Consider the following 12,792-nt stretch of genomic DNA (forward strand, 5'->3'; position numbering starts at 1 on the left):
CGGACCGGACCGAACAGGGCCGGACCGGCTCGACCGGACCTACGGGCGCCCGAGCCGCTTGCTGAACCAGTGCTCGGCGTAGATGTCGTCGTTGTGCGGACCGGTCTCCTCGTAGCCGAGTCGCGCGTACAGGGCGCGGGCCTCGACCAGGTCGGCGCGGGTATCGAGGCGGATCAGCCCGGCGCCCAGCTCCCGGGCCGTGTCCTCGGCCGCCGCCACCAGCAGCGGCGCCCCGCCCTTGCCGCGCAGTTCCTCGCGCACGAAGACGCGGGTCAGCTCGGCCGTGCCCGGGTCGACCAGCCGCACCCCGGCGGTCCCGGCCGGCTCCGCGTCGTACCGGCCGACCAGCAGCAGCCCGTCCGGCGGCGCCAGCCGCTCGCCCGCCCCCGCGGCGATCCCGCGCTCCAGCTCCGCCGGGTCCGTGGCGCGCCCCTCGTGCAGCAGATACCAGCGGTCGCTGACCTCCGTGTAGTACGCCCGCCACAGGGCGGCGGCGACCGGGGAGTCGTACGGCTCGGGGGAGACGGTCCAGGAGGGGCGCATGGCGCATTGTGGGGGCAGCGTGCGGCGGCCGCGCAAACCGATTTCGCCAGGTGGCTCAACTCGGACTGTTTGCTCCGGAGTTCAGCGGCTACTCGATGGTGCACAACGTCACTGCACGGCTACCGGGAAGGTCCTGAGCACCCATGTCCACAGGCGTGATCATCGCTCTGATCGTGGTGGGGATCGTGGTCGTCGTCGCGGCCGGGTTCTTCGCCGCACGCACCGCGCCCCGCGGCGGACGCGGTCTCCGGCGCCGCTTCGGTCCCGAGTACGACCGGGCCGTGGCGCGTCACGACGGCGACACCAAGGCCGCCGAGCAGGAGCTGGCCGAGCGGGTGCGGCGGCACGGTTCGCTGGAGCTCCGCCCGCTCGACCCCGCCGCCCGTGCGCGGTACCTGACGCGCTGGGCCGAGGCCCAGGAGCGGTTCGTGGAGTCGCCCGCGGAGGCGGTCACCGAGGCCGACCGGGTGCTGGCCGAACTCGCGCACGACCGCGGCTTCCCGGACGGCGGCGACCACGAGGAGCAGCTCGCCGCGATCTCCGTCCACCACGGCTCCCGGGTGCACGGCCTGCGACGCGTCCACGGAGCGGCGCACGCCCGCCCCGGCGACGCCGAGGAGAGCCGGAGCGGCACGGAAGAGCTGCGGACGGCGATGGTCGAGGCGCGGGCCCTCTTCGACGACCTGATCGGTCCGGACAGCTCGCGGTCGGCCGACAAACGTTCACATGCACCCAAGGCGCGTCTGGTGAAGGGGAGTTGATTAACCATGGCCGGTATCGACCGAGCACGCACACCTGAGAACGAGGACCGCGCACGACGCACGCCGGACAACGAGGACCGCGTACGCGAGCCGGTGAACGACGACCGCGTACGTGAGCCGGGGAACCCGGGGAACGACGAGCGCACCCGCACGCCGCTGGGCGACTCCGGGGAGCGGGGCCCGGGCCCGGGTGCCCTCGGTGCCGAGCGCGGTACCGGGCGTGATGCCGAGGAGGCCCGTCCCGGCAGGACGGACCCGGCCCTCGGCGCACCCAAGGCCCCGGCGGCCGCGCCCGCGGCCCCGGCCGAGCCGCATGCCGCCAAGGCCGCCAGGACCGGCACGGCCGGCACATCCGACCCGGCCGGCACCTCCGCCGAACTCGTCCCCACGGCCGCCCGCGACGACCTGGAGGGACGCCTCAAGCACGCGGTGCACGGCTTCGTGGACGAGCCCCGGGCCGCCGTGGAGGAGGCCGATCACGTCCTGGAGGAGCTGACGACCCGCCTCACCGAGGCCCTCGCGGGGCGCCGCAGCACCCTGCGCACGTCCTGGCAGGACTCCAAGGAGGACACCGAGCACCTCCGTCTCGCCCTGCGCGACTACCGGGAGACGGCGGAGCGGCTGCTGAAGCTGTGACCCCGGCCGCACCCCCGTCCCCGACGGCCCCGCTCCGAACGGAGCGGGGCCGTCTCGCTGTCGGGAACCGGCGGTCAAGAACCGGCCGCTGTCAGGAACTGGCGGTCAGCGACGCGGCCTCCCAGGCGAACCCGTCGGGGTCGGTGAACGGCCCGGCGCCGCTGCCGAGCACGATCCGGTGCGATCCGGTGCCGTCGGCGGGCACCCCGGCGTCCTTGGCGAGGGCCTGGCGCTTGTAGAGCGCCAGCTTGACGGGGCCCGCCCCGCCGGCGAACTCCACGTACTTGCCGCCGAAGCTCTTCGCCACGGTCAGGCCCCGCTCGACGTAGAACTGCTTGCTCGCCTTCACGTCCTCGACGCCGAGCAGGAGCACCATCTCGTCGATGTCGCGGGTGGCCGGGCCGCTGTTGCGGCGTGCGGAGGTCGCGACCTTCCAGATCGTGCCGTCCGGGGCCTGGACGACGCCGCCGTAGCCCCACAGCGATTTCGCGGCGGGCTTCAGCGCGGTGGCGCCGGCGGCGAGCGCGGAGCCGACGAGGCTGTCGACGGTGGCCGGCTGGGAGACCGTGAGCGACAGCGTGAACCCGCGGAAGCCGGTCGTCGCCTCCTCACAGGCCCGCAGGCGTACCCGGGAGCCCAGCCCGAAGGCGTCGGTGTAGAAGCGGTCGGCGGCCGTGGGGTCGGCCACCTCGAGGGTGACGGAGTCGATGGAGGTCATGCCGACCACGCTAGGTACGCCCCGGCCGCCGACGCTTCTTCATTCCTGACCGGTTGTTCCCGGCCGGTTCTTCCCGACCGGTTCAGGCGCCTTTGGGCGACGCCTGCTGCACGACCTCGAACGACCACACCGACGACCCGCTCGCGGCGGGCTTCGGGCGGTCGCCGCCGCCCTGGTGGGCCGACTTCATCGGGCCCTCCATCCACGCCTGGAAGGACTCCTCGTCCCGCCAGCGCGTGTACACCAGGTAGTCGTCGGTGCCCTCGACGGGACGGAGCAGCTCGAACCACTCGAAGCCGTCGGAGTTCTCCACGGCGCCGGCGCGGGACGCGAAGCGCTTCTCCAGGACCTCGCGCTGCTCGGCCGGGACGGTCAGGACATTGATCTTGACGATGCTCATGAGGTCATCCTGCCGCACGGTCGTCCGGCGCCGTCCGGGCGTCCCGCCAGCGGCGGACGATCTCCTCGACGTCGTACGGTTTCAGGCCGAGGGGCGGGCCCGGTGGCGGCTTGAACATCATGTCGCTGATCTTGGCGTTGATGTCGGTGACGATCCGGCGCACCGCCGCTTCGGAAGGGGCCTTCGAGGCCGCCTCCAGGGCGTCCTCGGCCTCCTTGCGCAGGGCCAGGGTGGGCGGCAGCACGGAGAAGCCCTCGCGGGCCATCTTCCGTTTGATCCACCAGTTCTCGTCGTACGTGGAGTCGCTCGTGGGATCCAGGGGCTTGCCGGCGCCGGGCAGGGAGGCGAAGTCGCCGCGGCGCTCGGCCTCGCGGATCTGCTTGTCGACGAATGACTCGAAGCTGACGCCGGGTGGTTTGCGTTCGGTCATGGGGACATTGTCGCGCAGGCCGCCGTGAAGGTGCGGACAGGCTCTAGGATGCGGCCGCTACGGAACCGAACGCTGGGGGGAATGCGGTGCTCGAACTGACCATGGCCACGGTGGCCGGCGGCGACGCGGGGGCCACGGCCGGGATGGTGATGGCCGAGGCGGCCAGTGAACCGGGGGCCGTGCTGCGGGTGGGACGCGACGGCACCGTGTGCCGGCTCGTGACGCCGGAGGACTGGCTGTTCGTGTCGCGGGTGCATCTGGAGTTCCGGTGCGGGCCCGAAGGGGAGTGGAACGTCTTCTGGCTGCGGGGCTCGCAGGACGATCCGGCCTCCGAGGTGCGGGTGCGGATCGGGACCGGGCAGGGCCCCGGCCAACCGCTCGCGTACGGCGGGACGCTGCGGCTGCCGCGCGGCGGCTCCGGCGAGGTCGTCGTCCTCGACCGGGGCGGGCCGCGCAGCGTCAACGTCGGCTTCTACCAGGAGGGTTGAGCGCCGGGGCCGCGGCCGTCCGGTTCAGGCCCGTACGTAGGCCAGGGCGAAGCCGTCGTACCCCTTGGCGCCCACCGTCTGGATCGCCGTCGCCTCCAACTTCGGGTGGTCGGCGAGGAACTGGAGCGCGTCGCGGGTGCCCGTGACGTCCGGCTCGGTGGCGCCGGGGTCGGCGACGCGGCCCTGGCGCACCACGTTGTCGACGACGATCACACTGCCCGGCCGGGTCAACCGCACCGCCCAGTCGAGGTAGTTCGGGTTGTTCACCTTGTCCGCGTCGATGAAGACGAGGTCGAACTGCCCGCCCTCCCCGCCCTCTTCGGCCAGTTGCGGCAGCGAGTCGAGCGCGGCGCCCACCCGCACCTCGACCACCTTGTCCAGGCCCGCCCGCGCGATGTTGGCGCGGGCGACCTCGGCGTGCCGCGGGCTGTACTCCAGGGTGACCAGCGTCCCGTCGGCGGGCAGCGCGCGGGCCAGCCAGATCGTGCTGTAGCCGCCGAGGGTGCCGATCTCCAGGATGCGGCGGGCGCCCTGGATCCGGGCGATCAGGTGCAGCAGTTTCCCGTTCGTGGCGGAGACGCTGATGCTGGGCAGGCCCGCCGCCTCGCTGTCCGTGAGGGCCGCGGCCAGCGCCTCGTCGGCAGGAGCGAGCAGACCGCTGAGATACACGTCGACGGCGGCCGCGAGGCCGGGCTGCTGGGACTCGGGATGAGAGGTCATGGCCGTCAGCCTAGGCGCGGCGGTACCTGCACGGGCGGAGGCGGAAGCACCGGACGGCGCCGCTGCGTACGCACGATCAGGAGCGCCGCGGCCACCGCGACGGCCGCGGCCCCGAGCAGCGTCACGACCCAGACCGGAATGCCCGGCCCCACCGTGGCCAGCTCATCGGTGTAACGCACCGTGCGGTACGGGGTGTCGCTCGGCGCGCGCCGCAGTTCGTGGTCGCCGTCGATCCGGGACGGTGCCGGGAAGTCCTGCTCCAGCGCCGTCAAGTACGGTGCACCATCGGCCAGTTGGGCGAGCGGGCCGGGAGCGCTGGTGGTGACCTCGCCCGCGTACGTCACCTTCGGCCGCTCCCCGCCGATGGCCGAGCGGGTCTCCATGCGGTGCGCGGCGAGCACGTACAGGTTCACGTGCTGGGCGGTGCGGGCCAGCCGGGACAGCCGCATCGGGTAGACGAGGCGGTCGCTGGCGAAGGTGAGGTGCAGCGGGTCGAGCCGTCCGCGCAGGACGGACCGGGAGTCGCGGTCCTCGGGGGCGAGACGGACCGCGACGTACTCCCAGCCCTGGTCGACGTACGGGCGCAGGGCCGCATCGAGGCGGTCGGGCAGCCGGAAGCCGTGCTCCTTCAGCCAGTCGGCCAGGGCGTCGGGGTCGGTGGCGGTGAGGCGGGCCACGTCGAAGGGGCCGAGGTGCTCGCGGCCCACGACGTCCACACCGCCGGGTGCGCCCGCGCTCGGCGCCCGTGCGCCGTCCGCGCTGTCGCCGCCGTCGAACGGCCAGTCGCCGTCGCGCGGCCAGAAGTAGTGCCGGGTGCGCCACTCGGGCCCGGTCGCCCGGTCCAGCTCGGTGAACAGCTCCGGATCGCCGAGCCGTACCCCGGCGCGGTGCGGGACCGGCATCACCCAGGCGACGTCGCGCCCGTCGCCGCTCACCGACAGCCGCATCACGATCTGCTCGGTACGGCCGTCCCAGCGCACCGCCGACGTCTCGTCGTCGACCACGACCTGCTGCCCCTGGTGCGGGACCATCGCGCCGCAGCCGCACGCGTAGGCGGGGGCGGCGATCCAGGCGGCCTGGACCGCGAGCAGGGCCAGGACGATCAGAAGGACCCTGGCCCGGGTGGTGAGGGATGCCGCCGGCCCGCCCGCGGACGATCTCGCTGCTGTGGTCATGCGCGTAGCGACGGGGGCGGACGCGGGGCCGGTTCCCGGCGTTACCGGGCTGTTGCGGTCCGCGGGGACGCCGCCGGGCCACGCGAAAGCCGCGGCCGCGTCCGCTCAGTGCGTGAGCGGACGCGACCGCGGCTTTCGCGTGACCTGTCGCGCGGTTCCCCGCGTACTAGACGGCCGGCGGCGAACCCGGGAGCGGGCGGCCCGCCGACTCGCGCATGCGCCAGGCCGCGACGCCGCCGATCACGGCCGCCGCCATCATGTAGTACGCCGGGATCATCAGGTTGCCCGTGGCGGCGATGAGGGCCGCCGCGACGAGCGGGGTGGTGCCGCCGAACAGGGACACCGAGAGGTTGAAGCCGACCGACAGCGAGCCGTAGCGGACCTTCGTCGGGAACAGGGCCGGCAGCGTCGACGGCATCGACGACGTGAAGCCGACCAGGAGCAGGCCGAGGGCGGCGAGGCCCAGCGCGATCGCCCAGGTCGAGCCCGCGCGGATCAGCAGCACCGCCGGGACGGACAGGACGACGAAGCCGGCGCAGGCCGCGCCGATCACGGCGCGGTGGCCGTAGCGGTCGTTGGCCCGGCCCATCGGGATCTGCACGCACATCATCAGCACCATCACGCCGATGAGGATCAGCGTGCCGTGCGTGGCGTCGTAGCCGAGCTCCTCGCTCAGGAAGGTGGGCATGTAGGAGAGGAGCATGTAGTCGGTGACGTTGAAGACGAGGACGAGGGCGATGCAGATGGCCATCGCGTTGCCGTTGCCGACGAACATGTCCCGCAGCTTCGGCTTGGGCCGCGCCTTCTGCTTGCTCTCGGCCTCCTCCGTCAGCTTCTGGAACGCCGGGGTCTCCTCCAGCTTCATCCGCACGTACATGCCGACCAGGCCGATCGGACCGGCGATCAGGAACGGGACGCGCCAGCCCCAGCCGTACAGGTCGCCGGAGGAGAGCATCGTGGTCAGCGCCGTGGCCAGGCCCGCGCCCGCCACGTAGCCGATGAGCGTGCCGAACTCCAGGAACGAGCCGAAGAAGCCGCGCTTCTTGTCCGGGGCGTACTCGGCGATGAACGTGCACGCGCCGCCGTACTCACCACCGGTCGAGAAGCCCTGCAGCATGCGGGCCACGATCAGCAGGACCGGCGCCCACACGCCGATGGCGTTGTAGGACGGGATCAGGCCGATCGCGAACGTGCCCGCCGCCATCATGATCATGGTGATGGCGAGGACGCGCTGACGGCCGATGCGGTCGCCCAGCGGGCCGAAGAAGGCGCCGCCGATGGGGCGCACGAGGAAGGCGGCGGCGAACGTGCCGAGCGTGGACAGGACCTGCGCCGTGCTGGACGCCGTCGGGAAGAAGACGTGGCCGAGCGTCGCGGTCAGGTAGCCGTAGACGCCGAAGTCGAACCACTCCATCGCGTTGCCGAGTGCCGCCGCCTTGACCGCTCGCTTGACCAGCGATGGGTCCGTGACGGTGACGTCGGAGGTGGTGAGGTCCCGCACGGGGGCGGAGACCTTGCCGGGACTGACTGCGATGGACGTGGCACTGGCCAAGGGTCCGCTCGCCTGCCTTTCGTGGGGGACAAGGGCAAAGGCCGTCCACGCGGGACGGCCTTAAAGGGACCATAGGTGCGTCTGCGATCGTTACGGGTAGTGTTCGTCCCACTGCGCTCCGCTCGGAAACCGCCTCCGGCCTGGTAAAACGCCAGGTCTCACGCGGGCCGTACATGGGTCGTTCTGTGATCTTTGTCGCGGAACCGGGTCCGTGCAGTGCGCAACGAAGTGGCCCCGCGGCACCGTCTTCCGGACAAATCCGGGTGGACAGGCAGGTAAAGACGGGGTTGCCTGCGTCTCACACCCGGGGGCGGTGCGAATCTCGGGTTGCGGGCCGGGGCGGTACGGGGGCATCCCCGTGGGAGCCGACAGGGCGGGAGGACGGACAGCGCGTGGCGAATGCTGAGCACGGAGGACCGGTGACGGGAGCGGCGGCGGGTTCGGTGACCGGGCGGATGAGCGCCGTGCGCGTGGGCCTCTGGCTCATCGCCGCGGTGCTCGCGGTGCGTCAGCTCGTCGCCGTGCTGAGCACCCCGCGCGGTGAGCGCCTCACCGACCTGGAGACCTGGATCGGCCCGGAGGGCGTGCTCCATGTGAAGGGCTCCCTGTACGACGCACCCGACCGGTTCACCGGCACCCCCTTCTCCGGACTCGTCCTCAAACCGTTCTCCCGCGCCGCCGAGCAGGCCCTCGGCTGGGGCTGGACGTTCGGCTCGCTCGCCCTCGTCGTGGTGCTCGGACTGGTCGCCGCGCGCGCCCTGCCCCGGCCCGTCTCCCGCCGCACCTCGCTGTTCGCGGCGCCGGTCGCGATCAGTCTGCTCATGCTGTCGCTGCCCGTGCGCAATGCGTTCACGCTCGGCCAGACCAGCATCCTCCCGGTCCTCCTCGTCCTGCTCGGCTGCTTCGCCGTACGCGGGGAGAAGGCGTCCGGCGTGCTCATCGGTGTCGGCGCCGCCCTCCAGCCGACCGTGCTGCTGTTCGCGCCGCTGCTGTGGTTCACCGGCCGCAGACGCGCGGCCCTCTCCTCGGGCGTCACCTTCGCCGCCGCGACCGGCCTCGCCTGGGCCGCGATGCCGCACGACTCGTGGACGTACTGGGTGCACCACCTGGCGGGCGCGGGGCTGAGCACCGACCCGGCGGCCAACGCCAACCAGTCGCTGCACGGCATGCTGCTCCGCTTCGGTCTCGAAGGGCCGCTGGAGATCTCCCTGTTCGTGCTGCTGTCCGTCGCCGTCGCGGCGCTCGGTCTGCGCCGTGCGGTCCGGTACGCCCGCGACGGACAGCTTCTGCTCGCCGTCGCGATCACCGGCTGCGTGGCGGTCGCCGTCTCCCCGACGACCTGGCAGCACCAGCTGCTGTGGGTGCTGCTCGCGGTCGTCGGGCAGGTCGGCAAGCGGGCCTCGGACCGTTACATGTGGCCGGTGCTCGTCGTCCTCGCGCTGACGCTGCCGTCGAAGATGATGCTGCCGAACATGACGTTCCTGGAGCCGATCAGGGACAACGTCGTGCTGATCGCCGCGCTCGCCGCCGCGTGCGCCGTCCCCTTCCTCTCCCGCACCTCGCCGCTGTACCGCAATCCGCTCCCGACGGACCACGCGACGCCGGTGCCCGCCCGCTGGTCGTGGGTGCCGCTCGTCCCGGTCTGGCGCCGGGTCCTCACCCGGCCCAACCTGGTCCTGGAACTGCTCCTCATCCGCGTCGGCTACTCCGCCTACCAGCAGGTCCGCCTCGCCGCGACGGGCGGCACCATCTCCGGCGGCCGGGCCACGGCGGAGGCCCACGGCCGGCAGATCCACTCGATCGAGCAGTTCCTGCACATCGACGTCGAGCACTGGGTCAACCACGCCGTCGTCCAGCACGCCACCTGGCTCAAGGACTTCTTCAACTTCTACTACACGTCGTTCCACTTCGTGGTCCCGCTGAGCGTTCTCGCCGTCCTCTACGTGCGCCGCCCCGCCGACTACCGCTGGGCCCGCTCGGCCCTCGGCTTCGCCACCTTGCTCGCCCTCATCGGCTTCTGGGCGTACCCGCTCGCGCCGCCGCGCCTGATGCCGGGCCTCGGCTTCATCGACACCGTCCACGGCGCCCAGGACTTCTCGAAGCCGAACTACGGCACGCTGACCCAGCTCACCAACCAGTACGCGGCGATGCCGTCCCTGCACTTCGGCTGGTCGCTGTGGTGCGGCGTCGTGATTGTGGTCCTGTCCCGCCGCTGGTGGATGAAGGCGTTCGGTCTCGTCCACCCGCTGTGCACGGTCTCCGCGATCGTCGCGACCGGCAACCACTGGATCCTCGACGCGGTGGGCGGGGCGACGGTGGTCGGCCTCGGGTTCTTCCTGACGTACGCGCTTCAGGGGCCACGGGCGCGGACCGTGACCGGCGAGGCGGCCAAGGGCGACGTCCCCGCCGAGGTGGCCGGCGGGGCTGTTGCACAGCGGGGCGCGGGGTCAGGCTGAGGGGGACTCGGGCTCGCCCGGTTCCGCCGGTCGTGCGTGCGCACCACCGTCGCTTCAAGGGCGCGGGGAACTGGTGAGCGCGCACTCGAACCACACTGTCTTGCCGTGCGGCGGCGTCAGGGGTTCGACTCCCCACTTCGCCGCCACCGCCGCGACGATGGCGAGTCCCCGGCCGTGTTCGGCGAACGGGTCACGCAACTCGGGCGCCGTTTGCGGAAGTTGCGGCCCGCCGTCGGTCACCTCCGCGCGGACGTGACCGGTCTCCACGTCGTGCAGCAGCCGCACCTCGGCGCGGGCGCCGGGCACGTGCCGTACGACGTTGGACAGCAGTTCCGTGACGCCCAGGGCCAGGTCGTCGGCCACCTCCGGCGGCGTTGACCAGTCGGCGCACAGGCGGTGGACGATGCGGCGCACATGGCGGGCCGAGTGGGTGCCGACGGTGAGCCGCAGTGTGTAGACGTGCGGCTGCTCGGTTTGCTTGTTCACGGTACGAGCGTGGCGAAGCGTGACTACGCTGAGCAATCGACTGGATGCAACAGGCCCGAGTGTGGGCCGAGTTGAGGGGGCTGTGCATGGTCCATATCAACGTCCTCGACCCGGGCGCCTCGCCGCTCGACTACTACGGCTTCGAGCTGCGCCGTCACCGGGAGGCCGCGGGGCTGACCCAGAAGCAGCTCGGGCAGATCGTCAATTACACCGGCTCCCTGGTGGGACAGATCGAGACCGCCCGGAAGCTGCCGACGCCCGAGTTCAGCGAGCGGTGCGATGCCGCGCTGGGGACCGACGGGTTGTTGTCGCGGCTGGTGGGGCTTGTGCTGCGTTCCCAACTGCCCTTGTGGTTCCAGCAGGTTGCGGAGTTGGAGGCGCGGGCCGAGGAGATCTGTTCGTTCCACCCCGGCATGGTTCACGGCCTGTTGCAGTCCAGGGCGTACGCACGGGCAGTGCTCGGCACGCTGGACCGCACGAAGCTGGACGACCGCACCGAGGTCAGGCTGGCCCGCCAGAGGATCCTGGAGAAGGAGGAGCCCCCGCAGACGTGGTTCATCCTCGGTGAGGCGGCGCTACGTCAGGAGATCGGTGGGCGGGATGTCATGCGTGGCCAACTCGCGCACTTGTTGGCTTACGAGGACGAGCCGACGGTGAACATTCAGGTTCTGCCTTTTGGCGTCGGGGCGCACGCCGGGCTACAGGGTCCGTACGATCTCTTCCGCTTCCCGAGCGACCCGGCCATCGTCTACACCGAGGGCTATGGGCAAGGACATCCGACCGCCAACCCGACCACCGTCAAGGACTGTTCGCTCCGTTACGATCACTTGCAGGCGGCCGCCCTGTCCATCGCGGACTCGGCTCAGCTGATCCGGCGCGTGATGGAGGAAGACTATGGCGAGCATCCAGTGGCGTAAGTCGAGCTATAGCGGCGACCAGGGCGGATCGTGCGTCGAGTGCGCGCCGCTCGGAGCCCTCGCCTGGGCCAAGTCCTCGTACAGCGGTGACCAGGGCGGCGATTGCGTCGAGGTCGCCTCAACCCCCTGCGCCGCCGTCGCCGTCCGCGACTCGAAGGACCCGGCGGGCCCGCACGTCACGTTCTCGCCGGAGGCGTTCGGCGCGTTCGTGGAGGCCTACTCCGCGTCGTAGGCGTTCTTGTCCCGCAGGTGCAGGGCGCGCAGCGCGGCCTCCAGGGCGAAGCGGTGCGTCGGGGCTTCGAGGCGGTCGCCGAAGTGGGCGTCGAGCTTGCGGAGCCGGTAGCGGACGGTCTGGGCGTGGACGCCGAGCGCGTCGCCGACCTGCTCGGCGGTGCCCCGCGTGGTCAGCCAGGCGTGCAGGGTCTCCACGAGACGGGCGCGGCGGGTACCGGAGGAGTTGTCGAGCGGGGCCAGTTCGCGGGTGGCGATCTCCGTGACCAGCGCCGGGTCGGCGAGCAGCCACAGTGTCACCAAGTGGTCGGCGCAGTCGATGACTTGCTCATCGGCAACGATGTCATCATCGACGAGCTGAAGCACCTGTCTGGCCCAGCGCAGCGAGTCGGCGGCCTGCTCGGTCGGCAGGGTCAGCCCGATCGTGTACGAGCTTCCGGGGGCGGCCGCCTCCAGCATCGCGCGGCGCTCTCGCGTAAGCGGGCCGGGGATCAGCAAGTGCGGCTGCGGGGCGCCGAGATCGGCGAGGATGTCGACGGCCAGACCTGGCTGGATGTGTTCGGCCGGCGTCCGCATCGCGATCATGGTCACTTCGGCGGGGAGCTGCCACCCGGTCTGCTCGCACAGGTTGTGGATGGTGGTGTGCCCCAACGGTGTTCCGGCGAGCAGCAGATGCAGTAACCGTCTTCGCACGATCTCGTCGGCCGCGCCCGCTCTCGACTGCACCTCCATGTACCCCTCGTGGGAGAGCGCTTCGAGTTCGCCGATGTAGGCGAAGACGGCCTCCGCGAAGGTGAGCAGGAGGGTGGGGGAGAGGTCGAAGCGGCGACCCAGGTCCTTGGCGCGGCGCAGGGCGACCCGCGCGCCGAGCCGGTAGGCGCCCTGGAGGGTGGCCAGGTCCCGGCCCTCGTACGCCTCGACCCGGCCGAACTTGCGGAGCAGTTCGTCGCGGGTCGCCGTGGAGGCGTTCGGATCGGCGACCCGGTCCACGAAGGCCATGAGGCTCTGCTCGACACCCTGCCGGATCGCCGCGCCGCTCGGCCCGCTCAGCAGCGCCGCGTACTCGGGGAACGCGCGCGTCACCTCGACCCCGATCTCCTTGATGAGACCCGGGAGTTCGGGCCGCATGATGCGCGCGAACTCCCGGGGCAGGGGCCCCAGGGGGTCGTCGACATCCTTCGTGTGCGCGGGCAGGGGCATGGCCACTTTCCTCGCTTGTCCGAGCGCCGGGTGGGGGGCCGGGCGGGATGACGCACGGGTGCGCAGCTGTCCCACCCGC

At 71.9% G+C, this 12,792-nt stretch carries 15 protein-coding genes; 6 read left to right on the forward strand and 9 right to left on the reverse strand.

The window, feature by feature from the left end; translation table 11 throughout:
* Positions 1-39 precede the first annotated feature (39 nt).
* A complete protein-coding gene (locus ACQUQD_RS28200) occupies positions 40-543 on the reverse strand; it encodes a GNAT family N-acetyltransferase (RefSeq protein ID WP_428954941.1) in 504 nt (167 codons plus the stop codon).
* Positions 544-686: 143 nt separating this feature from the next.
* Between ACQUQD_RS28200 and ACQUQD_RS28205 the strand changes: the two genes are divergently transcribed.
* Complete coding sequence (locus ACQUQD_RS28205) at positions 687-1,304, forward strand: hypothetical protein (protein ID WP_428954942.1); 618 nt, start codon at positions 687-689, stop codon at positions 1,302-1,304.
* 6 nt (positions 1,305-1,310) lie between these two features.
* A complete protein-coding gene (locus tag ACQUQD_RS28210) occupies positions 1,311-1,940 on the forward strand; it encodes a hypothetical protein (RefSeq protein ID WP_428954943.1) in 630 nt (209 codons plus the stop codon).
* 91 nt (positions 1,941-2,031) lie between these two features.
* Here ACQUQD_RS28210 and ACQUQD_RS28215 read toward each other — a convergent pair whose 3' ends face one another.
* From ACQUQD_RS28215 to ACQUQD_RS28225, 3 genes are all read right to left on the reverse strand, one after another.
* Complete coding sequence (locus tag ACQUQD_RS28215) at positions 2,032-2,658, reverse strand: glyoxalase (protein WP_428954944.1); 627 nt, start codon at positions 2,656-2,658, stop codon at positions 2,032-2,034.
* 82 nt (positions 2,659-2,740) lie between these two features.
* Complete coding sequence (locus ACQUQD_RS28220) at positions 2,741-3,058, reverse strand: antibiotic biosynthesis monooxygenase family protein (protein ID WP_428954945.1); 318 nt, start codon at positions 3,056-3,058, stop codon at positions 2,741-2,743.
* A gap of 4 nt (positions 3,059-3,062) precedes the next feature.
* Complete coding sequence (locus ACQUQD_RS28225; RefSeq protein WP_428954947.1) at positions 3,063-3,488, reverse strand: DUF1992 domain-containing protein; 426 nt, start codon at positions 3,486-3,488, stop codon at positions 3,063-3,065.
* An 86-nt stretch (positions 3,489-3,574) separates the two neighbouring features.
* Between ACQUQD_RS28225 and ACQUQD_RS28230 the strand changes: the two genes are divergently transcribed.
* Positions 3,575-3,976, forward strand: a complete 402-nt coding sequence (locus ACQUQD_RS28230; protein ID WP_428954948.1) for a hypothetical protein — start codon at positions 3,575-3,577, stop codon at positions 3,974-3,976.
* A 24-nt stretch (positions 3,977-4,000) separates the two neighbouring features.
* Here ACQUQD_RS28230 and ACQUQD_RS28235 read toward each other — a convergent pair whose 3' ends face one another.
* The 3 genes from ACQUQD_RS28235 to ACQUQD_RS28245 all read right to left on the reverse strand — a co-directional run bounded on the left by ACQUQD_RS28235 (position 4,001) and on the right by ACQUQD_RS28245 (position 7,423).
* Positions 4,001-4,696 (reverse strand): O-methyltransferase, encoded by a 696-nt coding sequence (locus ACQUQD_RS28235; protein WP_428954949.1) that lies wholly within the window; start codon positions 4,694-4,696, stop codon positions 4,001-4,003.
* 5 nt (positions 4,697-4,701) lie between these two features.
* Positions 4,702-5,871: a DUF2330 domain-containing protein gene (locus ACQUQD_RS28240; protein ID WP_428954950.1), complete on the reverse strand. Its 1,170-nt coding sequence runs from the start codon at positions 5,869-5,871 to the stop codon at positions 4,702-4,704.
* Between the two features lie 166 nt (positions 5,872-6,037).
* A complete protein-coding gene (locus ACQUQD_RS28245; RefSeq protein ID WP_428954951.1) occupies positions 6,038-7,423 on the reverse strand; it encodes an MFS transporter in 1,386 nt (461 codons plus the stop codon).
* A 392-nt stretch (positions 7,424-7,815) separates the two neighbouring features.
* Here ACQUQD_RS28245 and ACQUQD_RS28250 point away from each other — a divergent pair, with 392 nt between their 5' ends.
* Complete coding sequence (locus ACQUQD_RS28250) at positions 7,816-9,879, forward strand: bifunctional glycosyltransferase 87/phosphatase PAP2 family protein (protein ID WP_428954952.1); 2,064 nt, start codon at positions 7,816-7,818, stop codon at positions 9,877-9,879.
* A gap of 54 nt (positions 9,880-9,933) precedes the next feature.
* On the opposite strand, the gene ACQUQD_RS28255 is transcribed toward ACQUQD_RS28250, so the two are convergent.
* On the reverse strand, positions 9,934-10,365 hold the full coding sequence (locus ACQUQD_RS28255; protein ID WP_428954953.1) for an ATP-binding protein: 432 nt from the start codon (positions 10,363-10,365) through the stop codon (positions 9,934-9,936).
* Between the two features lie 86 nt (positions 10,366-10,451).
* Between ACQUQD_RS28255 and ACQUQD_RS28260 the strand changes: the two genes are divergently transcribed.
* Positions 10,452-11,282 (forward strand): helix-turn-helix domain-containing protein, encoded by an 831-nt coding sequence (locus ACQUQD_RS28260; protein WP_428954954.1) that lies wholly within the window; start codon positions 10,452-10,454, stop codon positions 11,280-11,282.
* A complete protein-coding gene (locus tag ACQUQD_RS28265) occupies positions 11,260-11,514 on the forward strand; it encodes a DUF397 domain-containing protein (protein WP_428954955.1) in 255 nt (84 codons plus the stop codon). The genes ACQUQD_RS28260 and ACQUQD_RS28265 overlap by 23 nt, the downstream gene beginning before the upstream one ends.
* Here the strand turns inward: ACQUQD_RS28265 and ACQUQD_RS28270 are convergent.
* Positions 11,499-12,713 carry a helix-turn-helix domain-containing protein gene (locus tag ACQUQD_RS28270; protein WP_428954956.1) on the reverse strand — a complete coding sequence of 405 codons (1,215 nt, stop codon included), beginning with the start codon at positions 12,711-12,713 and terminating at the stop codon, positions 11,499-11,501. The genes ACQUQD_RS28265 and ACQUQD_RS28270 overlap by 16 nt on opposite strands.
* Between the last annotated feature and the right edge of the window lie 79 nt (positions 12,714-12,792).

This window comes from Streptomyces sp. cg35 (assembly GCF_050410835.1).
Taxonomy (GTDB): domain Bacteria; phylum Actinomycetota; class Actinomycetes; order Streptomycetales; family Streptomycetaceae; genus Streptomyces.